This window comes from Pinisolibacter sp. DMC19 (assembly GCF_056313985.1).
The window spans coordinates 777,135-801,909 of record NZ_JBQUZF010000001.1 but is presented as its reverse complement, the minus strand read 5'-3'; the positions used below and the strand labels follow the sequence as shown (position 1 = coordinate 801,909).

At 68.7% G+C, this 24,775-nt stretch carries 24 protein-coding genes; 12 read left to right on the top strand and 12 right to left on the bottom strand.

Going from position 1 to position 24,775, the window contains the following annotated elements:
- Genes ACT53U_RS03635 through ACT53U_RS03625 form a run of 3 tightly spaced genes read left to right on the top strand, consistent with a single transcriptional unit; the run spans position 1 to position 2,389 of the window.
- Positions 1 to 735, top strand: coding sequence for an ABC transporter ATP-binding protein (locus ACT53U_RS03635; protein WP_476153057.1), 735 nt, complete (start codon positions 1 to 3; stop codon positions 733 to 735).
- The gene (locus ACT53U_RS03630; RefSeq protein WP_476152798.1) at positions 732 to 1,217 is read left to right on the top strand and encodes an L-2-amino-thiazoline-4-carboxylic acid hydrolase; all 486 of its coding nucleotides are present in this window, start codon (positions 732 to 734) and stop codon (positions 1,215 to 1,217) included. The genes ACT53U_RS03635 and ACT53U_RS03630 overlap by 4 nt, the downstream gene beginning before the upstream one ends.
- Positions 1,214 to 2,389, top strand: a complete 1,176-nt coding sequence (locus ACT53U_RS03625) for a M20 aminoacylase family protein (RefSeq protein WP_476152796.1) — start codon at positions 1,214 to 1,216, stop codon at positions 2,387 to 2,389. The genes ACT53U_RS03630 and ACT53U_RS03625 overlap by 4 nt, the downstream gene beginning before the upstream one ends.
- 228 nt (positions 2,390 to 2,617) lie before the next feature.
- Here ACT53U_RS03625 and ACT53U_RS03620 read toward each other — a convergent pair whose 3' ends face one another.
- From ACT53U_RS03620 to ACT53U_RS03565, 12 genes are all read right to left on the bottom strand, one after another.
- Entirely contained in the window at positions 2,618 to 4,069 is a 1,452-nt protein-coding gene (locus ACT53U_RS03620; protein WP_476152795.1) for a heterodisulfide reductase-related iron-sulfur binding cluster, read from the bottom strand.
- Positions 4,070 to 4,164: 95 nt separating this feature from the next.
- Positions 4,165 to 4,473 (bottom strand): hypothetical protein, encoded by a 309-nt coding sequence (locus tag ACT53U_RS03615; protein ID WP_476152793.1) that lies wholly within the window; start codon positions 4,471 to 4,473, stop codon positions 4,165 to 4,167.
- On the bottom strand, positions 4,470 to 5,234 hold the full coding sequence (locus ACT53U_RS03610) for a HesA/MoeB/ThiF family protein (RefSeq protein ID WP_476152791.1): 765 nt from the start codon (positions 5,232 to 5,234) through the stop codon (positions 4,470 to 4,472). The genes ACT53U_RS03615 and ACT53U_RS03610 overlap by 4 nt, the downstream gene beginning before the upstream one ends.
- Before the next feature lie 3 nt (positions 5,235 to 5,237).
- Entirely contained in the window at positions 5,238 to 5,462 is a 225-nt protein-coding gene (locus ACT53U_RS03605) for a MoaD/ThiS family protein (protein ID WP_476137903.1), read from the bottom strand.
- Between the two features lie 45 nt (positions 5,463 to 5,507).
- Positions 5,508 to 7,238: an aldehyde ferredoxin oxidoreductase C-terminal domain-containing protein gene (locus ACT53U_RS03600; RefSeq protein WP_476152789.1), complete on the bottom strand. Its 1,731-nt coding sequence runs from the start codon at positions 7,236 to 7,238 to the stop codon at positions 5,508 to 5,510.
- A 431-nt stretch (positions 7,239 to 7,669) separates the two neighbouring features.
- Positions 7,670 to 8,407, bottom strand: a complete 738-nt coding sequence (locus ACT53U_RS03595; RefSeq protein WP_476152788.1) for an energy-coupling factor ABC transporter ATP-binding protein — start codon at positions 8,405 to 8,407, stop codon at positions 7,670 to 7,672.
- Positions 8,404 to 9,168: a cobalt ECF transporter T component CbiQ gene (cbiQ, locus tag ACT53U_RS03590; RefSeq protein WP_476152786.1), complete on the bottom strand. Its 765-nt coding sequence runs from the start codon at positions 9,166 to 9,168 to the stop codon at positions 8,404 to 8,406. The genes ACT53U_RS03595 and cbiQ overlap by 4 nt, the downstream gene beginning before the upstream one ends.
- Positions 9,165 to 9,830 (bottom strand): cobalamin biosynthesis protein CbiM, encoded by a 666-nt coding sequence (locus ACT53U_RS03585; protein WP_476152785.1) that lies wholly within the window; start codon positions 9,828 to 9,830, stop codon positions 9,165 to 9,167. The genes cbiQ and ACT53U_RS03585 overlap by 4 nt, the downstream gene beginning before the upstream one ends.
- Position 9,831: 1 nt before the next feature.
- Positions 9,832 to 10,452: a cobalt transporter CbiM gene (cbiM, locus tag ACT53U_RS03580; protein ID WP_476152784.1), complete on the bottom strand. Its 621-nt coding sequence runs from the start codon at positions 10,450 to 10,452 to the stop codon at positions 9,832 to 9,834.
- Positions 10,453 to 10,468: 16 nt separating this feature from the next.
- Positions 10,469 to 11,248: a DUF4198 domain-containing protein gene (locus ACT53U_RS03575; RefSeq protein WP_476152783.1), complete on the bottom strand. Its 780-nt coding sequence runs from the start codon at positions 11,246 to 11,248 to the stop codon at positions 10,469 to 10,471.
- 337 nt (positions 11,249 to 11,585) lie between these two features.
- Positions 11,586 to 12,887 carry a sigma-54-dependent transcriptional regulator gene (locus tag ACT53U_RS03570; RefSeq protein WP_476152782.1) on the bottom strand — a complete coding sequence of 434 codons (1,302 nt, stop codon included), beginning with the start codon at positions 12,885 to 12,887 and terminating at the stop codon, positions 11,586 to 11,588.
- Entirely contained in the window at positions 12,884 to 14,317 is a 1,434-nt protein-coding gene (locus ACT53U_RS03565) for a sensor histidine kinase (protein WP_476152779.1), read from the bottom strand. The genes ACT53U_RS03570 and ACT53U_RS03565 overlap by 4 nt, the downstream gene beginning before the upstream one ends.
- A 219-nt stretch (positions 14,318 to 14,536) precedes the next feature.
- Between ACT53U_RS03565 and ACT53U_RS03560 the strand changes: the two genes are divergently transcribed.
- From ACT53U_RS03560 to ACT53U_RS03520, 9 genes are all read left to right on the top strand, one after another.
- A complete protein-coding gene (locus ACT53U_RS03560; protein ID WP_476152777.1) occupies positions 14,537 to 15,067 on the top strand; it encodes an invasion associated locus B family protein in 531 nt (176 codons plus the stop codon).
- 465 nt (positions 15,068 to 15,532) lie between these two features.
- Positions 15,533 to 15,856: a hypothetical protein gene (locus ACT53U_RS03555; protein ID WP_476152775.1), complete on the top strand. Its 324-nt coding sequence runs from the start codon at positions 15,533 to 15,535 to the stop codon at positions 15,854 to 15,856.
- Between the two features lie 225 nt (positions 15,857 to 16,081).
- Positions 16,082 to 16,327, top strand: coding sequence for a hypothetical protein (locus ACT53U_RS03550; RefSeq protein ID WP_476152773.1), 246 nt, complete (start codon positions 16,082 to 16,084; stop codon positions 16,325 to 16,327).
- Between the two features lie 45 nt (positions 16,328 to 16,372).
- Entirely contained in the window at positions 16,373 to 16,501 is a 129-nt protein-coding gene (locus tag ACT53U_RS03545; protein ID WP_476152772.1) for a hypothetical protein, read from the top strand.
- Positions 16,502 to 16,514: 13 nt separating this feature from the next.
- Complete coding sequence (gene otsB / locus ACT53U_RS03540; RefSeq protein WP_476152770.1) at positions 16,515 to 17,291, top strand: trehalose-phosphatase; 777 nt, start codon at positions 16,515 to 16,517, stop codon at positions 17,289 to 17,291.
- The gene (locus ACT53U_RS03535; RefSeq protein WP_476152768.1) at positions 17,288 to 19,075 is read left to right on the top strand and encodes a glycoside hydrolase family 15 protein; all 1,788 of its coding nucleotides are present in this window, start codon (positions 17,288 to 17,290) and stop codon (positions 19,073 to 19,075) included. Before otsB ends, ACT53U_RS03535 begins: the two co-directional genes overlap by 4 nt.
- Positions 19,072 to 21,336 (top strand): alpha,alpha-trehalose-phosphate synthase (UDP-forming), encoded by a 2,265-nt coding sequence (locus tag ACT53U_RS03530; protein ID WP_476152767.1) that lies wholly within the window; start codon positions 19,072 to 19,074, stop codon positions 21,334 to 21,336. The genes ACT53U_RS03535 and ACT53U_RS03530 overlap by 4 nt, the downstream gene beginning before the upstream one ends.
- Positions 21,337 to 21,518: 182 nt before the next feature.
- Entirely contained in the window at positions 21,519 to 22,118 is a 600-nt protein-coding gene (locus ACT53U_RS03525; RefSeq protein WP_476152765.1) for a Crp/Fnr family transcriptional regulator, read from the top strand.
- Between the two features lie 439 nt (positions 22,119 to 22,557).
- On the top strand, positions 22,558 to 24,744 hold the full coding sequence (locus tag ACT53U_RS03520; RefSeq protein WP_476152763.1) for a TonB-dependent siderophore receptor: 2,187 nt from the start codon (positions 22,558 to 22,560) through the stop codon (positions 24,742 to 24,744).
- Positions 24,745 to 24,775: the final 31 nt, after the last annotated feature.

The window sequence follows — 24,775 nt, the reverse complement described above, 5'->3', positions numbered from 1 at the left end:
CTGCTCGAAATCCGCGGCCTGACCGTCACCATGGGCATCCAGGAGATCCTGCACGGCGTCGACCTCGACGTGCCGGAGAAGGGCATCGTCGCCGTGCTCGGCTCGAACGGCGTCGGCAAGACGACGCTGATGCGGGCGATCTCCGGCATCTATCGGCCGAAGTCCGGTTCGATCCGCTTCCGCGGCGAGGAGATCTCGAAGCTGAAGAGCCACGACATCGTCGCTCTCGGTCTTCTCCAGTCGCCGGAGGGCCGTCAGATCTTCTCGTCGATGAGCGTGCGGGAAAATCTCGTGCTCGGCGGCGGGCGGCACGGCACGTCCGAGCTCGACCGCGTGCTGGCGCTCTTCCCCAAGCTCGGCGAGCGCATGGCGCAGACGGCGGGCTCGCTCTCGGGCGGCGAACAGCAGATGCTGTGCATCGCCCGGGCGCTGATGGCCAAGCCCTCGCTCCTCCTCCTCGACGAGCCGTCGCTCGGTCTCGCGCCGAAGTTCGTCAAGGGCATCTTCGACCTCGTGTCGCAGATCCGCGCCGAGGGCCTGTCGATCCTGATCGTCGAACAGAATGCGAAGGCTGCCCTGCGTATCGCCGATCGTGCGGCGGTGATGGAATCGGGCAAGATCGCGCTCGAAGGGGCCGCCGCCGACCTCGCCGGCGATCCGCGCATCGTCGAGGCCTATCTCGGCGGCCATGTCCACGAACAGCCGGCGCCGGCCGGCACGGGAGAGGGTGCATGAACCTGCCGATCATCGAACGTCGCCGCATCGAGGCCGAGATCCTCGGCCACGTCTACGCGGTGCTGAAGGCGCGATCGGGTGAAGACGAGGCGAAGGCGGTGATCGGCGAGGCGGTGTCGCGCTCGGCGATCGAACAGGGCGCCCGCTTCCGCGATGCGCTCGGCCGCGATCCCGACCTGTCGGACTTCGGCGCCATCCTGCCGAACTGGACGACCGGCGGCTCGCTCGAACTGGAGGTGCGCCACGCGAGCCCCGACCGGCTCGACTTCGACGTCACCCGCTGCCGCTACGCCGAGATGTATCGCGAGATGGGGCTGGGCGAGATCGGCCATCTCCTGTCGTGCAATCGCGACGGCGATTTCTGCGTCGGTTACAATCCGAAGATGGAGCTGACCCGCACCGAGACCATCATGGGCGGGGCGAAGCGTTGCGACTTCCGCTATCGCCTCGATGACGCGACGCCCGAGGAGGATCGCCCGTGAACGCCCCCGTCACCCGCTTTTCCTGCGAAGAGATCGACGAGGCCGTCGCCTGGCGGCGCGAGCTGCACCAGATGCCGGAACTGGCCTTCGCGGAGCATCGCACCTCGGCCTTCGTCGCCGAGCGGCTCGCCTCCTTCGGGTTGCAGGTCGCGACCGGGATCGGCGGCACCGGCGTGGTGGCGACGCTCTCGCGTGGCACGTCGTCTCGCGCCATCGGCCTGCGCGCCGACATGGATGCGCTCGCCATCCACGAGGCGACGGGGCTGACCTATGCCTCGAAGAACGTCGGGCGGATGCATGCCTGCGGCCACGACGGCCACACCGCCATGCTGCTCGCCGCGGCGCGGTCGCTGTCGCAGAGCACGACGCTCGACGGCACGGTGCATTTCGTCTTCCAGCCCGCCGAGGAGAACGAGGGCGGCGCCGAGAAGATGATCGCCGACGGGCTCTTCGAGCGCTTCCCCGTCGAGGCGATCTTCGGCATGCACAACTGGCCGGCGCTGCCGGTCGGGCGGGCGGGTCTGACGACCGGTCCGATGATGGCGGCCTTCGGCATCTTCGAGATCGAGGTCAAGGGCCGCGGCGCCCACGGCGCCATGCCGCATCAGGGGGCGGATCCGGTCGCGGCGGTGTTCCAGATCGGCTCGGCGCTGCAGACCATCGCCGCGCGCAACGTCTCGCCGATGTCGTCGGCCGTCGTTTCGGTGACGACGGTGCACGGCGGCGACGCCTGGAACGTCATTCCCGACGCCTGCAAGATGTCCGGCACGGTGCGCTGGTTCGCGCCCGAGATCGGCGATCTGATCGAGACGCGGCTGAAGGCGATCGTCCACGGCATCGCCGAGGCGATGGGCTGCGAAGCGACGATCGACTATCAGCGCCGCTATCCCGCGACCATCAACGACGCGACCGAGGCCCGTTTCGTCCAGGGCGTCATCCGCGGCATGGCGCCGACGCTGGTGCTCGAGGAAGACATCGAGCCGAGCATGGGGGCGGAGGACTTCGCCTTCATGTTGCAGGAGAAGCCCGGCGCCTATGTCTGGGTCGGCCAGGGGCGTGGCACGGGCGACGCCGGTCTCCACTCGCCGCGCTACGACTTCAACGACGCGGCGCTGCCGATCGGTGCGGACCTCTGGGCACGCATCGCCGAGGCGCGGCTCGCGGGGGCGTGAGGTTCGAGCCTTTCGACTCGATCGGACTGTGCGGAGGCCCTTCATCCTGAGGTGCCCGGCAACGCCGGGCCTCGAAGGGCGAAGGGCCGAGTGGCACCGCCCGTCGTGGCTTCGTGCTTCGAGGCCCGGCCTTTCGGCCGGGCACCTCAGCATGAAGCCGAACAGGGTGAAGATCAGAGACGTCTCGCCACGAGCACGAGGCCCGGCGCCGCTGCGCCGGGCTTTCTCTCACGCCTTCTCGCCCACCTTCTCCGCCGCGTAAGCCGCGGCGAGGATCTCGACCGGGTGGCTCACCGGGATCGGCTGCATCTGGTTGAACTGGACGCGGCAGCCGAGGCATTCGGTGACGACGCGGTCGGGGTTCGCGGCCGCCGTCCGCGCCATCAGCCCGCGCCCCATGGCGAGCGAGGCGTGGTGGAAGGTCTTCTTGAAGCCCATGATGCCGCCGAGGCCGCAGCAGTCGTCGGCACGGCCGACGGTCTCGACCGCGGCACCCGGCATCTCGGCGAGAAGCTCGGCCCAGGGCCGGCCCATGTCCTGTTCGCGCAGGTGGCAGGGCGGGAAATAGCCGAGCCTCTCCTGCGGGATGCCGTCGACCGGCTTCAAGGCGCCCTCGGCGGCGAGCGCGCGCAGATATTCGCCGAGTTCCCAGGTGTGGGAGGCGACGGCGATGCGCAGATTGGCGTCGATGTCGGAGAAATAGCCGTCGTCGATGCCTTCGCCGGCGTGCTCGTGGACGGCGATGTGGTTGATCACCCAGGTCTCGTGGAAGTCGGCGGCGGCCGATCCGGCGTGGCCGGTCGGCGCCAGCGTCTCGGCGATCAGACGGTCTCGTACCTTGCCGACGTCGCCGCCTTCCTCCGCCAGCATGGCGACGATCTTGGTGCGGCGTTCGGGCGCGAAGCGGGCGCCGCGCGCCAGCGCCGTCTTGAAGGCGAAGCTGCAGGTGGGACAGGCGGTGACGACGTCGTAGCCCCGGTCGATCGCATCCGAGAGGACCGCGAGATTGTGCTCGGCGAGGCGGTAGGTGAAGGGCCGGTCGCCCTCGAGATAGGTCGGCATGCCGCAGCATTCCTGCGGCGGCACCCAGACGCCGATGCCGTTGGCGCGCAGCACCGCGACGGTGGCGATGGCGACCTCGGGGAAATAGTGCCGCGCCGTGCAGCCGACGAAATAGGCGACCTTGCGGCCGTTCCCTTCGACATGGTCGGTCAGCCCCTCGCGCTTCGCGAAGGCGTCGAAGCTCTCCTCGGGGATCTTCGGCATCTGCCGTTCGGGATGGATGCCGAAGGCGCTCTTCAGCCAGCCGGCGACCGGCTCGGTCTTCATCAGCGCGTTGGCGACGCTCGGCATGGTGCCGCAGAGGCGACCGACGAGGCGGACGTTCTCGACCAGACGGACGCCGAGCGGCATGCCGTCGCGGGCGACGAAACCGTCCTTGGACTCGCGGATACGGGTCTGGATCGGTGCGCAGGGGCACTGGCCGCAGGAGTTGCACAGGTCGATCAGATCGAGCAGCTCGCGGCTGGTCGGCGCCTCGCCGCCGGCGGTCTTGCGGTCGGCCAGCATGTAGAGCCGCGGGAAGAACTGGCAGGGCGCCTCGCCGAGCAGCTCGCGACACTGGTCGCAGTTGGCGCAGATGTCGAGCACGTCGAGGGCGATGTCTTCGGGCGTTTCCATCTTCATGGTTCTTGCTTTCGTGGCGTCACGGTCTTCACGCTCGCGGCCTCGATCGGTCCGCGTCGTGTCTTCGGGGCGTCGGGCGGGGCGGGGCCTCAGGTCGTGGGTTTCTGCCAGATCCCGAGGCTGTAGCGGTGCGGGCCGGGGACACCGGGCGGCACCAGCGCGACGCGGTCGCCGGGGCGGATCACCGCCGCCGCCACGCCATGGGCGAAGTGGTTGACGAAGAGGCACTCGACGGCGGCGGCGTCGACGTCGAGGAGGCGCAGCAGCGTCGGCCCGTCGATCGGTGCCTCGAGCGGCAGGCGATGGGGCGAGGTCCAGCCGCGGGCGCGGAAGAGCGTCGCCAGATCCATGAAGCCGACGATGTCGACAGTTGCGGGGGCGGTGGGCGCCTCGGTCATGGCGGGCCTCCGTCGTCGTCGCCGCGCTCGTAGTCGATCATGTCGAAGCTCATGTCGCGCAGGTCGACGTTGAGCATCCGCCGGATCAGCGGTTCGCCGATGCCGGCGACGAGTTTCAGCACCTCGGTGGCGGCGAGCGTGCCGAGGACGCCGGGGACGACGCCGAGGATGCCGACCTCGGCGCAGGTCTGCATGCGACCTTCGGCCGGGCGGCGCAGGATGTCGGCGAGGGCGGGGTTGGCGCGGCCGTCGGGGCCGGTCTCCCACGGCTTCAGCACGGTGACCCAGCCGTAGAAGGTGAGGACGCCGGCGGTGACGAGGGGCTTGCGGGCGGCCTCGCAGGCGTCGGCGACCAGGAAGCGGGTCTCGAAATTGTCGACGCCGTCGACCACCAGGTCGAAGGCGCCGACGATCTCGGTGACGTTGGACGCATCGAGACGGACAGGGAAAGCCTCGACGCGGACATGCGGATTGATGCGGGCGATCGCCTCGGCGGCGCTCTCGACCTTGAGTCGTCCGACGTCGGCCGTGCGATGGACGACCTGACGCTGGAGGTTGGAGAGCGAGACGCGGTCGTCGTCGACGATGCCGATGGTGCCGATGCCGGCGGCGGCGAGATAGAGCAGGACCGGCGATCCCAGACCGCCGGCTCCGACCACCAGGACGCGCGCGGCCTTGAAGCTCTGCTGTCCCGGTCCGCCGACGTCACGCAGCACGATGTGGCGGGCATAGCGCTCGGTCTCGTCGGCTTCGAAGCCCATGACCTAGCCTCCGCCGACCAGCGGGAAGATCGCCAGCGCCTCGCCGGGCTGGAGCACCCGGTCGGGTTCGACGTGGCGTCCGCGCACGAACAGGGTGCCGACCTCCTCCTCCTCGATGTCGAGGGACTTCAGGATGTCGGCCACCGTCGTACCTTCGGCCACGTCGCGCTCGGCGACCCGAAAACGCCCCTGCCGGAACGTCGCGAACAGTTTGATCGTGATCATCATGCCCGTGTTGCTCCGGCAGGGGTAAGTCGACTGCGCATTCCTCCCTCAGAAGCTCCAGAAGGACTCGAGCTCTTTGGGATTCATGTCCCACGTGACGTTGTGGGGAGTGAGCGGCTCGAGTTCGAAGAACTCGGGCAGACGATCGGTCTCCGGCCCGAGGCCGGCGGCCAGGTTGAACTCGTGCTCGACCTTGAGCACGTGCTTGCCGAGAGCCACGACGTCGTCGCCGGTCAGCGCGATGCCGTAGCGGGCGTTCAGCATCTCGACCACCGAGGCGAGGCAGGACGGGATGTCCAGCGCCGGGAAGGCGATGAACAGGCAGAGGCCCGTCGAGTCGACAGCCGCCGTGGCGATCTGCAGGTTGCGGGACAGTTCGACCTGACCCTCGTTCTGCAGCGGATCGACCTTGCCGCCGACATTCAGGATGTTGGTGGCGATGGCGTAGCCGGCCGTGTGGTCGGCACCCTGGGTGGTGGTCGCGTAGGTGACGCCGATGCCCTTGATCGCGCGCGGGTCGTAGGCCGGGATCGCCTGGTTCTTGACGACCGGGATGCGGGTGAGGCCGAAGGCACGGCCGACCGCACCGGTGCCGGCGCCGAGCAGACGTCCGAGCGGCGTGGCCTTGGCGATGTCCTCGTGCAGGATCTGGAGCATGCGCTTGCCGTCGCCCCAGGGCAGGACACCGGCTTCCATCGCCACGGCGAACATCACCGGGGTCTCGATCGAGTCGACACCGAGGTCGTCGAAGACATTGTCGATCTCGGCGCAGACGTCGAGGTCGGTGATCATGCCGTCGGCGCCGAGCGCCCAGAGGGTCTCGTATTCGAAGCCGGACGTCAGGTACTTGCCGTCCTTGTCGTTGTAGACCTGCGAGCACTGGATCTGGCAGCCCGGCGAGCAGGGATGGCTCGGCTCGCCGCCACGGGCGACGATGCGGTCGTACATCTCTTCACCGGAGATGAGATCGTGATGCTCGCACTGGCCGGCGGTGAAGTTCTTGGTCGGCAGGCCGCCGGCCTCGTTGATGATGTTCACCAGAACGGCGGTGCCGTACTTCTTCAGGCCCTGGCCGGAGACCGGATGGTCCTGCAGGGTCTTGGTGAAGGTGCGGTTGGCTTCCTTGAACTTGGCGTTGTCGGCGATCGGAAGGTTGGAGACGCCTTCCGGATTGATGGCGATGTACTTGATCTTCTTCGATCCCATGACGGCGCCGAGGCCACCGCGGCCGAAGCTGCGGATCTTGCCCTCGGGGTCCTTCACCGAGATGTTGGAGATCGCCATCAGGTGTTCGCCGGCCTGACCGAGCGTGATCACGCCGTAGTCTTCACCGTAGCGCTCGGCGACCTTCTCGACGACGCCGAAGGTGCCGACGCCGAGGGTCTCGGTCTCGGGTACGAACTGGACGCTGTCCTTGCCGATGATCAGCGAGTACCAGCCGTCGCCGGCCGGCTGGCCTTCGACGATGATCGCCTTGAAGCCCAGGCGCGCGATGATGCGCGAGGAGGTGCCGCCGGCGGAGCTCTCCTTGATGCCGCCCGTCAGCGGGCTCTTGGCGCCGCAGGAGAAGCGGCCGGCGTTCGAGGCCGCCGTGCCCGACAGGAGACCGGGCGCGAAGACCAGCTTGTTGTTCGGACCGAGGGCGTGGCAGGTCGGCGGGACTTCGGCGGCGACGATGGTCGACGTCAGAGCGCGGCCGCCCAGGCCGGCCCAGGCCTCGGGAACCGGACCGATCGCGTAGGTCAGATCGGTCATGTTGATGCGAAGAATCTTGTCCATGTCGGACTCCCGTCTCGGCTTGCCCATCGAGGGTTCGATCTTTTCCACGTCGACCCGACGTGGCGCGTCCCTCGGATGCCTGGATTCAATCCCGTCGGGCCCCGAAAGGTAATTCGCACGATCTACTATTATGTCTGACCGAGCATAACCGGTTCTGTCAAATCATCGATCCGGAACGTCTCGAGGTGGTGAATGGACGGTTCGACGACTTCTCGGAATCGGCTTTTGCGAGTGACGAGATCAGTTTTGCGACTGCTTTCGGCATTTCTGTCGCAGGCTGCGACACTTTCCGTCGCACGAGGCGATCGTGCGCCAGAGTGTCACGGGGAATGCGCATCGTCTTGGCCGAATGTGCCGCGCGGCGCGCGCAGATGCGGCCGAAAGCGCGGCGAAAAGGCCGCTCGACGGGGGAGGGAGGCGTCGCGCCCGGATCAGTCGTCGCCGTCGTGCCGGTGCTCGTGCTCGTCGTCGACGCCGTGGATGTGGACGTGATCGTGGACGTGGACGTGGCGGTGGAGCGCCGCGGGGGCGAGTCGCCCGTCCTTCAGCGCCAAGGCGCGGGTGGCGTGGTGCTCGAGGAAGTGGCGATCGTGGCTGACGATCACCATGGCGACGTCGAGGCTCGCCAGAATCCCGGAGAGCCGCGCCAGATGGGTCTCGTCGAGGGCGTTGGTCGGCTCGTCGAGGAGGAGGGCGTGCGGCTCCATCGCCAGCACGCCGGCGAGGCTGACGAGGCGCTTCTCGCCGCCCGAGAGCCGGTGGGTGATGCGGCGCGCGAGATGGGCGAGCGCCAGGCGTTCCAGCGTCGCCTCGGCGCGGGCGGTCGCCTCACGCGGGGAAAGTCCGAGGTTGAGTGGACCGAAGGCGACGTCCTCGATCACCGTCGGCGAGAAGAGCTGGTCGTCGGGATCCTGGAAGAGATAGCCGGCGCGGGCGCGGACCTCGCGGAAGTCCTTCTCGACCTTGCGTTCTGCGCCGAAGGCGACGATCCGGCCCTCGATCGGCCGTTCGAGCCCGACGAGGGTTCTGAGCAGCGTCGTCTTGCCGGCGCCGTTCGCCCCGATCAGCGCCAGGCGCTCGCCCGGCTCGAGGCGGAGGCTGACGCGGTCGAGCACGCGGCGGCCGGCGCGTTCGACGGTGACGTCGGCGAGATCGAAGAGAGCGGTCAAATCAGTCGGTCCACCAGGATGGCGAGCGCGAGGCCGAACGCGAGCCCGGCGGCGAAGATCGCATCATAGGCGGAGACGCGCTCCTCCGCGACCAGCGCGAAGCGGCCGGCGAAGGCGCGGCAGCGCATCGCCTCGTCGACCCGTTCGGCGCGCTCGAAGGCGCGCACCAGCAGTTGGCCGACGAAATGGCCGAGCGTCGATAGGCCGTGGCGCGAGGTGGTGGCGCGGAAGGCACGGGCGCGCAGGGCGTCGTGGAGACGGCGGGCCTCCTCGCGCACCAGCGCCACCCAGCGGGCGGTGAAGAGCAGCACGTGGACGAGCTTCTCCGGCACGCCCATCCGCGCCAGCGCGTGGCCGAGGCGGATGGGCTCGAGCCCGGCGACGAGGATCAGGATCGCCGTGGCGGCGAGATTGACCCGGAGCAGGATCAGGATCGCCCGGTCGAGGCCGGGGCGCGAGAGCTCGATCGGGCCGATCGCTGCCCAGGTCGGTCCCGGCACGGTCAGCGGCAGGAGGACCGCGAGGACGATCAGGAAGCCCTCGACATGGGCGAGGCGGCCGGCGAGATCGCGCAGCGTCACGCCGCAGGCGAGCGCCGCGACGAGCGCCACGGGCAGAAGGCCGGCGAGGACGAGCGGCGAGCGGATCGCCAGGAGGGCGACGACGGTCGCCAGCGTCGCGACGATGCGGACGCGGGCGTCGAGCCGGTCGAGGACGGGGCGGGCGTCGGCCTCGCAGCCGCAGAAGACGGCGTCGCTCATGCGGTCCCTCCGTCGCGGCGGCGACGGGACGTCGCCCACAGGCCGGCGCCGGCGAGGCCGACGATCATGCCGATGCCGCCCATCACGTCGTTGAGGCGGATGCGGCCTTCCGCTTGATCGTAGGCTTCGATCAACGGGCGGAGCTGGCGGGCGACGGCCCTGTCGACCTGAGCCTCGACGATCTTGGCCAGTGCCGCCGGATCGATCGGCGCCGGGCAGGCGAGGGCGGGCGCGGACGCCGTGGCGATCGGGCTCGCGGCCGGAGCGGTGGCCTCGGATGCCGGTGTCGGCGCGGCGGGCGTCTCCGCGGTGGCGACGGACCCCAGCCGATCGGCGGCGATGGTGCCTTCGATCCAGTGGCCGTCGCCGGCATCGACGGTGATGGCGTAGTCGGCGGCGACGCTCGGGCGCCAGCGGAAGTTGCCCTGATCGTCGGTCTTGCCGCGGAAGACTTCCGCGCCCTTGGCGTCCTTGACGACGAAGTCGACGCCTTCGGGCCGGCCGCCGCCGATGAAGAAGGCATAGCCGGAGATCTCGCCGTCCTCCGCCGTCACGAACATCTTGAGGCGATGGGCCTCGGCGCTGCCCGGTGCCGTGAAGATCAGGGCGAGCGCCACGGCGAGAGCGGCGAGGGGGCGGCGGAGGGGGGCCGTCGGGTTCATCTCAGATCTCCCGAACCGGGGGAAGGCCGAGCACCTCGGGCTTCACCTTGGTGAGGTAGGCGACGACGAAGCCGGTGACGACCGCCTCGACGAGCGCCAGCGGGACGTAGGTCAGGGCGACGATGCGCAGGCTCGGCAGGTAGTCGGCCGAGGACAGCGCCAGGGCGGTCGCGACGCAACCGGCGGTGCCGAGCACCGCCAGCGCCGCGACGCCGCCGCCGATCGCGGCGACCCGCGCCGGCGAGGCCGACGCCAGCCAGGGCCGCGCCAGCACGCCGAGGATCACGCCGGGAAAGGCGATGTCGACGACGTCGACGCCGAGCGAAGTCAGGCCGCCGAAGCCGAACAGCACCGCCTGGAGGAGCAGGCCGACGAAGACGGCCGGGATCGCCCGGGTGCCGAGCACCAGCCCCATCAGGCCGGAGAGCAGCAGATGGATGCTCGACGGGCCGAGCGGCACCGCCACCAGCGAGGCGGTGAAGAAGACGGCGGCGAGGATCGCCGTCTTCGGAATGTCGGCCTCGTCGAGACGACGCAGGCCGAGGGCCAGCCCCCCGACGGCGAGCACGGCGCCGCCGATCAGAACGGGTGCGGAGAGGACGCCGTCGGGGATGTGGGCCATCGGTCTCGCGCTCCGCTCACTTGGCCGGGGCGGGGGCGGCGGCGCCCATGTCGGTCGCCTTCACCCAGATCAGGCCGCCGAGTTCGGTCTTGGCGGCCTCGCCCTTCGGGCCCTTGGCGTCGGGTCCGTCGACGAGGGCGGCGAAGCCCCACCAGCCGGCGCGCGGCATGGCATAGGCGAAGACACCGTTGGCGTCGGCCTTGATCACCTGGGTGACGAAGGCCTCGTTCGGCGCCTTGACCGACCCGTCGTTCGCCCATTCGACCTCGACCTCGGCGAAGGGCACCGGCTTGCCCTCGGCGCGGACGAGGCCGCGGAAGAGGTTGCCGGTCCACAGGCCGGTCGGACGCGACAGCGGCTCGATCTCGACCGGCAGGCCGACGAGCGTCGCCCAGCCCTCGCCCGAGGCGAAGCCGTCGACGATCACCTTGGCGTAGTGGACGATCCACTTCTTCTCGGCCTGTTCCCAATAGGGCTGCGGCTCGACGAAGAAGATCGCCGCGCCCGGTCTGTCGAGCTTGGAGGAGACCGTCCAGGTCGTCTTGCCGTCGATCTTCTTCTCGGCGAGGGCGGCGGCGAGATCGGTCGTCTTGTCCTGCCAGACGACGCCGACCCGCTTCGGCCTAGCCATTTCCATGACCGGCCCGCGCTCCATCGGATGGGTGAAGACCAGATCGAGCTTCACCTCACCGCCGTCCGACAGCACGTCGGCGGAGGGGATGATCTCCTGGAAATGCGCGAAGGCCGGCGCCGTGGCGAGGACGAGCAGGGCGGGGATGGCGAGGAGGCGACGCATCGGGTTTCTCCGAGTTCGAGGTCACGATAGGATGAATTTCAAAAATAGTCATACGCAAAACGCCGCGGATGGTGCCTTTCCATGGGCGTGGCGGATGTCGATGCCGATTCCCGCGACGAAGCGGTGCGGGTTGGAGACGGGCGAGGCGGCGAGACGCCGGGTGGCGTCCCATGGATCGGGAACGCCGTCGGTCCGCAATCACACGATATGATGAAATATACGAAACATCATATTTTACGTTCCGGCAATGCGTCATTTGCGCCGATGGCCGTCGGTCGTTCGTGGGGTGCTCGCCGGTGGACGGCGGGCGTCCTCCGGCGCCTCCTTCGGGCGGGCCTCACGGCTTGGCGATGCCGAAGCGCCGCATCTTCGACCACAGCGTCACTCGCGACACGCCGAGGGCCTTCGCCGTTTCGACGATCCTGCCCTGGTTCTCGGCCAGCGCCGCCTCGATCGCCTGACGCTCGGCGTCGCGGCGGGCGGCGTCGAGCCGGAGTTCCTGGGGCTGGTCGTCGACCGACCGATCGGGGAAGAGATCGGCGGCCTCGATGGGGCCGCTGCGACGGGTCAGTGCCGCTCGGACGATGCGGTTGCGCAGTTCGCGGACATTGCCGGGCCAGTCGTACGCCTCGAGCGCGGCGAGCGCGTCGCCCGAGAATTCGGTCGGCCCGTCTGCGGCCGTCGCGGTCTCGGCGTCGAGAAGGTGGCGCGCGAGCCGACGGATGTCCTGCGGCCGCTCGCAGAGCGGCGGCACGCGGATCGCGATCGTCGCGAAGCGATCGAAGAAGTCGGCATGTTCGCCGCCGTCGGCATCCATCTTCGAGGCGGTCGCGGTGCCGACGATCCGCCCCTCGAACAGACGTTCCACCGAGGCGCCGATCGGACGATAGCGCCGCGTCTCGACGAAACGGGCGAGCCGCCCGCGCGCCTCGGCCGGAATGTCCTCGATGCGGGAGATCGACAGGGTGCCGTCGCCGATCTCGTCGAGGAGCCCGTCGATCTCGGCCGTGGTTCCGTCGCGGACGCCGAAGAGCAGACGTTCGCCCCGATCGGCCGTCAGGGCGCCGCCGTCGATCTCGACGAAGCGGGCGGCGGTGCCGTGGGCCGAACGTCGATGGATCCGTTCGGCGAGAAGGCGCTTTCCGACGCCGGGTTCGCCGACGAGCAGGACGTTGTGGCGCGTCGCGGCGGCGCGATCGGCGAGTTCGACGGCCTCCGCCATCCGGCGCGACGTGGCGAAGATCGTGTCGTCCGGCCCGGCGGCGCGACGGTCCATGCCGGTGACGCGGCGCAGCCGCGTGACCAGCTCGCCGACGTCGTGCGGTTTGGCGAGATAGTCGACCGCCCCGAGCCGGACCAGCCGCACCGCCTGTTCGATCTCGCCGTAGGCGGTGGTGAAGATCGTCGGCGTCATGGCGAAGCGCGCCGGCTGCGACCAGAAGATCTCCTCGCCCGAACCGTCCGGCAGGCGGATGTCGCTGACCACGGCATCGAAGCCGCGGGTGTCGAGCAGCGCCAGCGCCTCGGCGCAACTGCCCGCCGCGATCGGCTCCATGCCCTCGAGCCGCAGCCGCGTGACGAGGGATTCCGCCAGGATCGCGTCGTCCTCGACGACCAGGATGGTGGGGCGTTCGCTCATGACTTCGCCTCTTCGTCGAGCACCGGCGGCAGCGGAATCGCCAGCCGGACGGTCGTGCGGCGTGGGGTGGCCGAATGTCGGACCTCGATCGTGCCGTCGAGCGAGGCGACCGCCCGTACCACGACGGTGAGGCCGATCCCCTGTTCGGTCGTGTCGAGCCAGTCGAGGTCCAGCCCCTCCAGGCGGCGGACCGTCTCTTCGGGAAGCCCGTCGCCGTCGTCGGTCACGGTGATCTCCAGCCGCCGCGCCACCGCGGTGACGACGACCGACACGGCACCGGGACTGCGCGCCGCCTGGACGGCGTTGATCGCCAGATTGAGCACGATCTGGCGCACCAGCGCGCAGTCGACCGGCACCGCGGTCGTGAGGTCGGTCCGCCAGTCGAGCGCGACCGAGCGGCGCGCGGCGAGGGGCGCCACCAGCTTCTCGAGATCGGCGACGTCGACGGGGGCGAGCGGGTTGCCGTGAACCGGCGTGCGATGGAACGACAGGGTCCGGTCGACGACCGTGCCGATGGCGTGCAGGCCGCGTTCGATCAGCGCGAGCGAGCCGGCGACGGTCTCCCGATCGTCGGCGAAGCGGCGAGCGGTGTCGACGGCGTTGAACATGCCGGCGAGGGGGTTTCTCACCTCGTGCGCGACGGTCGCCGCCAGCCGGCCGAGGGCCGCGGTCCTGAGGTATTCGGCGCCGGCGATCCGCGCCCGGCTGCGTTCGCGCAGGGCCGCCGCCATGCGGTTGTAGGTCGCCACGAGATGGCGGACGCGGGGGCTGGTGACCGCCTCGCCGCGCAGGTCGATCGCCTTCGGTTCGCCGTCGGTGGCGCGTTCGAGGGCGCGTTCGAGCAGCCCGATCGGACGCAGCAGGCGCCCGATCAGCCGGTGGCCGACGAGTGCGAAGCTCAGCGCCAGGACGATGTTGACGACGAACGACTTGAGATCGGTCCGCTGCCCTTCGTCGCGGATCGGCTTCAGATCGAGCTGCGCCGACAGGACGATGTCGTCGGAGCCTTCGAGGCCGCGCTGGATCCAGACGCGGTTGCGATCGGAGGTGGTCGACAGGACGAGCTCCGACGTCAGGGCCGGGAGCGGTGCCGCGGCGGCGATCTCGTCGCGCGTGAGATCGCCCAGGACGATGCCTTCGGCATTGCGGACGACGATGCGGACTTCGCGGACGCCGTCGTGATAGCGCGCCACGCGCTCCAGAGCGGCACGCAGGTCGCTCTCGCGGCCGACGCGGGCGTGCGGGGCCACGGCGGCGGACAGGCCGTCGAGATAGACTTCGCCCAACCGCTGGATCAGCGCCGCCTCGGTGCCGCGTTGCATGTAGACGGCCACGCGGGAACCGACGACGGCGACGAAGAGAATGAGAACGGCGCCGACCACCGTCGCCAGTGTCGTCTGTCGGAATGTCGTCCTGGAACCGTCGCGCATCGTGATCGTCCATTGCCTGCCGCGAGCCGCGATCGGGCCTTCGCCGTCGCCATCGCCGCGAAAATGTATTTCACCATCCGAACCGCGTAAAGATCAGCGTATTTCCATGTAAATAACGCTTAACATTGATGTTAAGCCAATTTTACATTGACTTGATCGGCGGGATCGTGGTGTCGTCTCGGCGCTGATTTGCCAATATGATCCGCAAGAAGACGTGAGATGATGCAGTTAATTCGAGTTCGATATTTGAATTCACGGATCATTCCGTGGATTGCTGCGGCGATATGTCTTTCGACCGCGAGCGAAGTCGGTGCGGCGCAGAAGATCTTGACGACATCGGGCGCGTGGCAGGCCGTCGAAGCCGCGACCGACGGCAAGACGCTCTGCTATGTCGTCTCCGCACCGACGGTGCGACTTCCCCCCGACCTGAAGCGCGATCCCGGCCACCTCTTCGTGACGCTCGTGCGCGGCGCCAAACGGACCGAGGTATCGCTCGAGTTCGGCTATCACCTGGCATCGACCGAGCATCGGGCGTCGACCGGCGATCGGGCCTTCGCCCTCGTCGCCCAGGGCGAGAACGCCTGGCTGCGCGACGACGGACAGGAGGACGACTTCCTCGCCGCCCTGAAGGCGGGGCGCGAACTGACGGTGACGGCGCGATCGGCGCGCGGCAACGACACGACCGATCTCTATTCGCTGATCGGATTCGGTGCCGCCTACGCCGCCCTCGTCGGACAATGTCGTCCATGAGCGCGGCGACCCCGATTTCGGCGAACGCCACGGCGGAGGCCCTTCGGTCTCTGCTCGGAACGATCCGGCATCGGCTGTTCGTCGTCGTGCCGGAGGAGGCTCTGGCGCGTTGCGACGAGCCGCCGAGGTCGGACGAGGCCGTCGAGGAGACGACGCGTCTTCTCGCCGCGCTCGCCGAACGATCGGGCGGTGGCGTCGTCGTCTTCTCCGACCGTCCCCTGAACGAGGTGGATCGTCTGATGCCCCCCCCTGCGCTTGCCGGGGTGCGGCTGCGGCGGCCTCGAGACGCGCGGGGCGGACGGCCGGACGACGCGGCGACGCCTCGCGGCCGACCTCGATCCGGTGCGGCGTCTCCTCGAGGCGCGCGTCGTCGGCCTTCCCGATTTCGAGATCCGCGACGAGGGTCTGACGATCGTCCTGGCGCACACGGCCGATGCCGGCTGCGGCGCGGAGGCGCGGGCGATCGTGCGCGACGCGGTGGCCCTGGCGCCGGCGGTCTTCCGGGGGCGTCTCGAGCGGACGGAGGCGCGAATCTCCTTCGTCTGCGAGAGCCGGGCGGCCGCCCTGGCGCGGCTGCTCGACGACGACGCGCATCTCGAGCGCATTCCCCTCCTCGTCGGCGCACCGGCGAACGAACCGGACCTGGCGGGCGTCGCCCACTCGTTCGGCGGTTCGACGATCGCCGTCGGTGGAACCGCAACGGCCGGTGACGTGTTTCTACCGGGAACCAACGACGTGCGTTGGATCCTGCGCGAGACACTGGCCCGGTTCGATGAAGATGCAGGGTGAACGTTTTCGGATCGCAGGTGTCGGCGACGGACGTCGCGGACACGGTGCGACACGCGTTCTCGGCTTCCCGCCCCCCGGGAGCCGCCGCGCAGAGGTGTCCGTTTCACGGGGATCTCTCGCTCGGTGCCGAGCCGAGAACCGGCCGCCACGGTGCGGTCGCCCTGCCCCGGCGAGGAGCGGATCGCCGGGGCAGGGACCTTTTTTCGACCATGAAGGAGGCAGACGATGAACGAGACGCTGACCGACAGACTGAGGACTCTCGTGGGTGAGGACACCGACGTGGTGCTCGACGATCCGCTCCGTCCGACCACCGTGAACTTCGATCGCGTCGATCGGATCGCCGAGCCGCTGGTGCGCGATGCGATCCATCGTGTTCGTTCGGAGTTTCCGGAAGAAACCCGGGCGATCGAGACCGTGTTCGTCAGCTTTCGTGATGGACGAGACCGGACCCGCCGTCGTGTCGACGTCTGACGTCGGTGTGTGGGTCGGGAACGTCCAACGGCGAGGGGCGACGTCATGACGAAGAGAGACGACGGGCGGCGTCGGGACGAAGAGCCGCTCGACGCGAAGGCCTTCCTGCCACCGGCCTATTTCGTCGGCGCGGTGCTGTTCTTCCTGTTGGCGCTGCTGGCGACATTTCTGTGACGAGGTCGATCGCATGGAACGAACCGAATCCCTCGCGCTCGGGGGAACCCCTCTCGACTGGCTGGACACCGACCGATCGATCGCCCTGTTCCTCGATCTCGACGGAACGCTGATCGACGTCGCCGCGACGCCGGAGGCGGTGATCGTGCCGCGCGGGCTGGTCGACTTCCTCGGTGCGCTGCACGGGGCGCTCGACGGCGCGCTGGCGATCGTCACGGGCCGTTCGATCGTCGACGTCGACCGCCTCCTCGCCCCGGCCCGCTTCGTCATGGCCGGTCAACACGGTGCCGAATATCGGACCGACGAACGCGAGACGGTCCGACGTGTGGCGCCGACGCTGCCGCTCGACCTCGCCGCCCGCCTGCAGGCGCTGGCCGCGAGCGTGCCCGGCAGTCGCTACGAGGACAAGGGCGTCTCGGTCTCGCTGCACTGGCGGGCGGTGCCCGAGACGGCGGAACATCTCGCCGTCGAGATGGAGGCGATCGTCGCCGATTTCGGTGGCGACTTCGTCGTTCGGCCGGGGCGCTGCGTCTGGGAGGTCGGCTCGGTCCATGTCTCGAAGGGGGCCGCGGTCGAATGCCTCGCCGGGCTCTCGCGCTTCGAGGGGCGGATGCCGATCGCCATCGGCGACGACCATGCCGACGCGCTCGCCATCGCCGCGGCCGAGCACCTCGGCGGTGTCGGTTTCCGCGTGGCGGGCGAGACCTGGAGCCCGGCGGAGGCCGACTTCGCCTCGCCGCGTGCGGTGCGCGAATGGCTTTCGCTCCTCTTGGAAAGGATCAGACGATGAAGCTGCCCCCCTCGCTCGAACTCGGCGTCGTCGGCAACGGATCGGTCGCCGGACTGATCGACGAGCAGGGCACGATCGTGTGGTGTTGCTGGCCCCGCTTCGACGGCGATCCGGTGTTCTCGGCGCTGGTCGACGGCGAAGCACCGGACGGCGGCTTCTTCTCGATCCGGTTCGACGAGGTCGGCACGATCGAGCAATCCTACGAGCGCAACACCGCGATCCTGCGGACGATCCACCGCGACGGCGCCGGCAACGCCTTCCGCGTCACCGACTTCGCACCGCGCTTCCGCCAGTTCGGCCGCCTGTTCCACCCGACGATGATCGTACGCATCGTCGAACCGCTCTCCGGCATGCCGCGCATCCGGGTGCGCATGCGACCGCGCTCGGGCCTGGGGGCGGAATGCCCGCGTCCGGTGATCGGCTCCAGCCATCTGAGCTATGCCGGCGACGACGGCGTGCTGCGGCTGACGACGGACGCCTCGATCCATCACGTCGCCGAGGAGAGTGCCTTCGTGCTCTCGCGTCGGCTGACCTTCGTGCTCCATCCCGACGAGACCCTGAACGACCAGCCGGCGCGCGTCGGTCGCGACTTCCTCGAGAAGACCGCCGTCTGGTGGCTCGACTGGGTCCGTTCGCTCAACGTGCCCTTCGACTGGCAGGAGGCGGTGATCCGTGCCGCGATCACGCTGCAGCTCTGCGCCTTCGAGGACACCGGCGCCATCGTCGCGGCGCTGACCACGTCGATCCCGGAATCGCCCCACGACAGCCGCAACTGGGACTATCGCTTCTGCTGGATCCGCGACGCCTACTTCACCGTCCACGCGCTGAACCGCGTCGGTGCGACGGCGACGATGGAGCACTTCATCGAATACGTCACCAACATCATCGCGCTCGAGCGCGGTCCCTCGCTGAAGCCGCTCTATGCCATCGTGCCCGAGCGCGTGATCGAGGAGACCATCGCCGAGACGCTCGACGGCTACCGCGGCATCCGTCCGGTGCGCATCGGCAACGCCGCCCGCGATCAGGCACAGCACGACGTCTGGGGCAGTGTGGTCCTCGCCGCCTGGCAGATGTTCTTCGACGAGCGCCTGCCCAAGCGCGGCGACGACGCGCTCTTCGATCTGTTGCAGCCGCTCGGCCTGTGCGCGCTGCGCCACGCCCTGACGCCGGATGCCGGCATCTGGGAATACCGTGGCCGCGAATGCGTCCATACCCATTCGGCGACGATGTGCTGGGTCGCCTGCGACCGGCTCGCCCGCATCGCCGAGAAGCTCGGCCGCAACGCCGACGCCGACCGTTGGCGGGTGGCCGCCGACGAGCTGCGCGAGACCATCCTCGCCCGCGCCTGGTGCGACAAGGGCTGGTTCGCCGGCAGTCTCGACGGCGAGGAGCTCGATGCGGGCGTGTTGCTGATGCACGAGTTCGGCATCGTCGAGGCGACCGATCCGCGCTTCGTCGCCACCGTCGAGGAGATCGGCCGCCGCCTCGGCGCGGACGGTCTGCTGATGCGCTACGACGCCCCCGACGACTTCGGGCGGCCGACCGTCGCCTTCACCATCTGCTCGTTCTGGCAGGTCGATGCGCTCGCCGCCATGGGGCGGATGGCCGAGGCCCGCACGCTGTTCGAGACGCTGCTCGCGCACCGCACCCGGCTCGGCCTCCTCTCGGAGGACATCGATCCGCACACCGGCGCGCTGTGGGGCAACTTCCCCCAGACCTATTCGATGGCCGGCCTCGTCGTCGCCGCCATGCGGCTGTCGCGCGGCTGGGAGGAGGTGCGATGACCGGGCTGCCCTTCGCGACCGATCGGGTCGCCGGTATCGGTGCGCGGATCGGCCGGGCCTTGAAGACCGGCTGGGTCCGCTGGGCGCTGGTGGTGGGTGCGGCCTGCCTCGTGCTGGCGGTGACGCTGGCACCGCTCGCCGCCGTGCTGGTCGAGAACTGGGCGCGCCAGGACGTCGACCTCCGGTCGCGTTTCGTCGCCCGCACCGTCAAGGACCGGCTCGCCGGGCTGCCGGCTTCGGTCGAGCCCGACCTCTCGGCCTTCTTCGCCCATCTCACCGAAGACGAACGCCTGCTCGCGGTCGGCTTCTGCGACCCCGACGATCGACTGCGCTGGGTGGCCGGCCAGATGCCCGCGGCGATCGACTGCCACGCCCTGCCGGGCCGCAAGGTCGACGCCGTCTTCACGCGACGCCTGGGCGGCATCCATGCCCATGTCGGCGTCTATCCGATGCGGATCGGGGCAGTCGACGGGCGTCTGCTCGTGCTGCACGATCTCGCCTACGTCGACGATCGCGCCGGGACGGTCCGGCTCTACACGATCTTCGCGCTCACCAGTGCCTTCGCCGGCTTCGGCGTGGTCGGCGGCGCGCTGGCGGCGCTGGTCTTCCGCGGCTGGAACCGGCGTCTGGGCAGGCCGTCGGCGATGCCGCCGCGTGCCGAGGAGAACGCGCCGCAGCCCTCGGCATTGACCCGCGAGTTTCGCTCTCTGATGCGCGAGCTGCGCTCCGACCGCGGCGGCAGCGAGGGACTGCACGTCGACTGGTCGCCCGAGACGCTGCGCCGTCTGCTGGTCGAAGAACTACCGGGCGTCGAGGTCCTCGTCGTCTCCAACCGCGAGCCCTACATCCACAATCGCGGCAAGGACGGCGAGATCGAGCTGCAACTGCCGGCGAGCGGTCTCGTCTCGGCGCTCGAGCCGGTGATGCGGACCTGCGGCGGCACCTGGATCGCCCACGGCTCGGGCAGCGCCGACCGCGACACCGTCGACGAGAACGACCGCATCGCCGTGCCGCCGGCCAAGCCGGAATACCGGCTGCGCCGCGTCTGGCTCTCCGACGACGAGGTCGAGGGCTACTACTACGGCATGGCCAACGAGGGGCTCTGGCCGCTCTGCCACATCGCCTTCGTGCGACCGACCTTCCGCGAGGCCGACTGGGAACGCTATCGCGCCGTCAACGAGCGTTTCGCCGACGTGGTCGTCGCCGAGGCGGGGCGCGAGGACCCGATCGTCCTCGTCCAGGACTATCACTTCGCGCTGCTGCCGCGGATGATCCGCGAGCGCCTGCCCAAGGCGACGATCGTCACCTTCTGGCACATCCCCTGGCCGAACGCCGAGACCTTCGGCATCTGCCCCTGGCGCGAGGCGATCATCGACGGTCTGCTCGGCTCGTCGATCCTCGGCTTCCACACCCGCCAGCACTGCAACAACTTCCTCGAGGCCGCCGATCGCTTCATCGAGAGCCGGATCGACCGCGAGCACGTCTCGATCACCCTCGCGGGCAGCGACACGCTGATCCGGCCCTATCCGATCTCGATCGAATGGCCGCCCTCGGCGCTCGCCGGGCAGAAGCCGATCCCCGAATGCCGCGCCGCGGTGCGCCGCGACCACGGCTGGAGCGACGATGTCCGCCTGATCGTCGGCATCGAGCGTTTCGATTATACGAAGGGCATTCTCGACCGCATGCGGGCCGTCGACGATCTCCTCGTCCGTCATCCCGAATGGTGCGAGAAGCTGGTCTTCCTCCAGGCCGCGGCGCCGACCCGCTCGACGCTGGCCGCCTACGAAGGGCTCCAGGGCGAGGCGACGAAACTCGCCTTCGAGATCAACGAGCGCCATCGCACCGGCACCTGGCGGCCGATCGAACTGGCGGTGCGCCATCACGACCAGCGCGAGGTCTACGAGCTCTTCCGCGCCGCCGACGTCTGCGTCGTGTCGAGCCTGCACGACGGCATGAATCTGGTCGCCAAGGAATTCGTCGCTGCCCGTGACGACGAGCGGGGCGTGCTGGTGCTGTCGAGCTTCGCCGGCGCCTCGCGCGAACTCGGCGAGGCACTGATCGTCAACCCCTACGACACCCGCGCCATGGCCGATGCGCTCGGTACCGCCCTCGCCATGCCGGAGGCGGAACAGGCGGATCGCCTGTCGCTGATGCGCGAGACGGTGCGGCGTCGCAACGTCCACCGCTGGGCGGCGCAGATGCTGCTCGACGCCGCGACCATGCGCAAGCGCGACCGGATCAGGTCGGCTCCGACGGAGTGAGCGACGACCGGTCGCCGACGTCGGCGACCGGCCGGTGGTCGCAATCGCCGCACCCGTCTGGAAGACGCGGCCTCGTTGCGCAATGATCGCGCCGGCTGCTCCGCCGTCCCGCGGAGCCGGTCCGGACGCGCGCCTCCCGAGGTGGCGGCCGGAGATGCCGATGCCACCCGGGGGTCGGAAGAATGGCGACGACACCAGAACAGTGCCTCAATGCGATCGTCCCCACCGGCGGCATGAACCAGTCGCTGAGGGCACGCGAGATCCTGTTCCATGCCGGAGACGAGACGGTCGGCGTCTATCTCGTGGTGTCCGGCCGCATCCGTCTGGTGCGTTTCGTCAACGACGGCGGCCGGGAGAGCGTGCTCTTCATCGCTCGCCCCGGAGATGCCTTCGCGGAAGCCTCGGTGTTCTCGCCGGTCTACCATTGTGCGGCCGTGGCGGAAACGGATGCGGTGGTCCGGCGATATCCGAAGGCGGCCCTGCTGTCGGCATTCTCGGCGAACATCGAATCGGCGATGGCCTATGCGGCCATGGTGGCACGGCAGCTCATGGCGACGCGGGTCCGCATGGAGCGACGTTCGATGCGATCGGCCGCCGATCGCATCCGCCACTATCTGCTGGTGGAGGGCGGCGACGAGAAGTCCGTCGAAATCGCCGGTTCGCTGCGGGACTTCGGCGCCGAACTCGGCCTGACCGAAGAGGCGCTCTACCGGACGCTGGCCAAGATGGTGAAGGACGGCGTGATCCGGCGGACCGCGACCGGGCTCGCGCTCGTCGAGTGACGGCTGCGAAGTCTCATCGGAAACGAGCCGAGCCCACGCCGGTCGAACCCTGCCGGCCGCCGCCCGCGCGAACGTCATTCATATAGTTTCAGGTTATAGCGACAAACGACCGTCACTGAAAAATTTCAAGACCTGATCGCAATCATAGCGCTCCGTTCGAGAGATCGTATAATTTCGTCAGACCTTTGGCCGTGTGTCGGTTCTCGGAGGCATGCGCGAAATGGTCCGGACAGGGGGCGGACTTGCGGCTCTCGGGGCTTTTTGCGCCCATCGTTATGTATGCAAAATATATAACGATGGGCATGCGGGTTTCCGAGTGCGGTCGCGTGACACGAGAGGCGGACAGGTTCGGATCACGTTCGTGGGGGAATTTTCGATGTTTCATGACAGTCCGGAGGGCTTTGAGCCCATTCGCGCGTTCGCGACGAGCGTTTCTCTGTTGGCGCTCTGTGTCGCGGCTGGGCCGGCGTGGGCGGACGACACCGCCGTCGAACAGGTGCCGCCGGTCCAGGTCGAGAGCGGCAAGTCGGTCGTCCCGATCGGCGAACCGGCCGATGCCGAGGGGCATGCCGACTACATCGTCACGCGATCGCGCACCGGCAGCAAGACCGATGCGCCCAACAGCTCGGTTCCGCAACACGTCACGACCGTCCCGAAGAAGGTCATCGACGAACAGAACGACGCTTCGATCCAGGAGACGCTGAAGAACGTCGCCGGCGTGACCAACACCTATCCGCAGTACTATCCGCTGGATCAGTGGTCGAGCTCCTACATCCGCGGCTTCCCGGTGAGCATGACGCTGGTCGACGGGCTGTGGGATCCCACCCCCTTCGGCAATGCCTGGATGGGCAACGTCGAGCGCGTCGACGTGCTGAAGGGGCCGTCGGGCCTGCTCTACGGTGCCTATTCCGGCGGAATCGGCGGCGTGATCAACGTCGTGACCAAGCGTCCGAAGCAGAAGCCCTCGATCTCGGCATCCACCACCGTCGACAGCTGGGGTTCGAAGAGCGTCACCGTCGATGCCTCCACCCCGATCTTCGGCAATCCCAATTGGCTGGTGCGGGCGATCGGCAGCGTCGGCGACTTCAAGTCGTTCTACGACAACTCGTCGAAGAAGAAGGGCGACTTCCAGTTCGCCGTCGACGGCCGCCCGACCGACGACGACGCGGTCAACCTGACCTACGAATATCGCTGGCAGCGGGCGTTCCCCTACAGTGGGCAGCCCGGCTACGGGGTCGTCGGTTCGGGCACGTCGGCCTATCTGAAGTCGTTCGGGTCGTACGATCGGAACGTCAACGTCTACGATCCGCGCTCTTACTGGTCCTATCAGAGCAACACGCTGCGCGCGTCGTGGGAGCACCGGTTCAACGAGGATTGGAGTTTCAAGACCTCCAACCAGTTCACGGTGACGCAGCGCGACGCCTTCTCGATCACCGCGACGCCGAGCTTCTCGTCCGGGGTGACGCGATTCACCCAATCGGCTCAGGACATCCTGATGGGGCCGGTCTACGGCTTCGACAGCGACAACATGATCCACGGCCGGTTCGGGACCTTCGGCCTCGAGCACGACCTGATCTTCGGCGAGCGCTATGCCGCGGTCGACTACAACATGAACATGGCGCGGCCGACGCCGTATTCCTTCGGGTCCTACTATTTCTACGACCCGAATGCCGCCGGTTGGGGCCGGCCGCTGAACAACGTCAAGCAGTACATGTATGGTTATTCGAAGACCTATCAGTACAACACCTACATCAACGACACGATCTCGCTGACCGACAAGCTGCGGGTGGTGGGCGGCATCGATTGGGTCGACTACTCGACCTATTCGCGCTCGGGCATGAATCCGGCGTCGCTCGGCAGCAGTTCGACCTCCGGGCAGGGTGCCGCCTGGCGCGTCGGTGCGCTCTACGACGTCGTGCCCGGCGTGACGCCCTTCGTCGACTATTCGACGACCTTCAAGCCGCAGGGCACCAACACCACGACCGACGGCACCATCCAGACCTTCGATCCGCTGACCGGCAATCAGATCGAGGCGGGCGTCAAGATCGACTTCGCCGATCGCGCGTCGATCACCGCGTCGCTCTATCAGATCGAGATGTCGAACGTGACGCAGACCGATCCGGATGCGACGCGCGGGTCGCTCGGTTATCTGGTCCAGACCGGCAAACAGCGGTCGCGCGGCTTCGAAATCGACGGCAGCTACAAGATCCGGCCGGGTTGGAATGCGCTGGTCGCCTACGCCTACACCGATGCGGTCTACGTCAGCGACGGCACCTATCTCACCGGCTCGGGCGTTCCGAACGTGCCGCGCCACTCCTTGCGCCTCTGGAGCTTCTACGAGGTGCAGGACGGTCCCCTCCAGGGGCTCGGCTTCGGCGGCGGTATGACCGCGGCGTCGTCGCGGCAGGCCGCGCTCGTCACGAAGGCGATGCCCAACGTCGATCTGCGTCTGCCCGGCTACGCCACCTTCGACGCGGCGGCGACCTATTCCTGGAAGAACGCCAAGCTCAGCCTCAACGTGAAGAACATCTTCGACCACGAGTACTGGGAAGGGTCGAACGGCTACACCTGGCTCTACCAGGGCGAACCGCTCAACGCGTCCCTTCGGCTCGACGTGAGCTTCTGATCTCGCGGGGGCGGCCGTCCGTCGCCCCCGA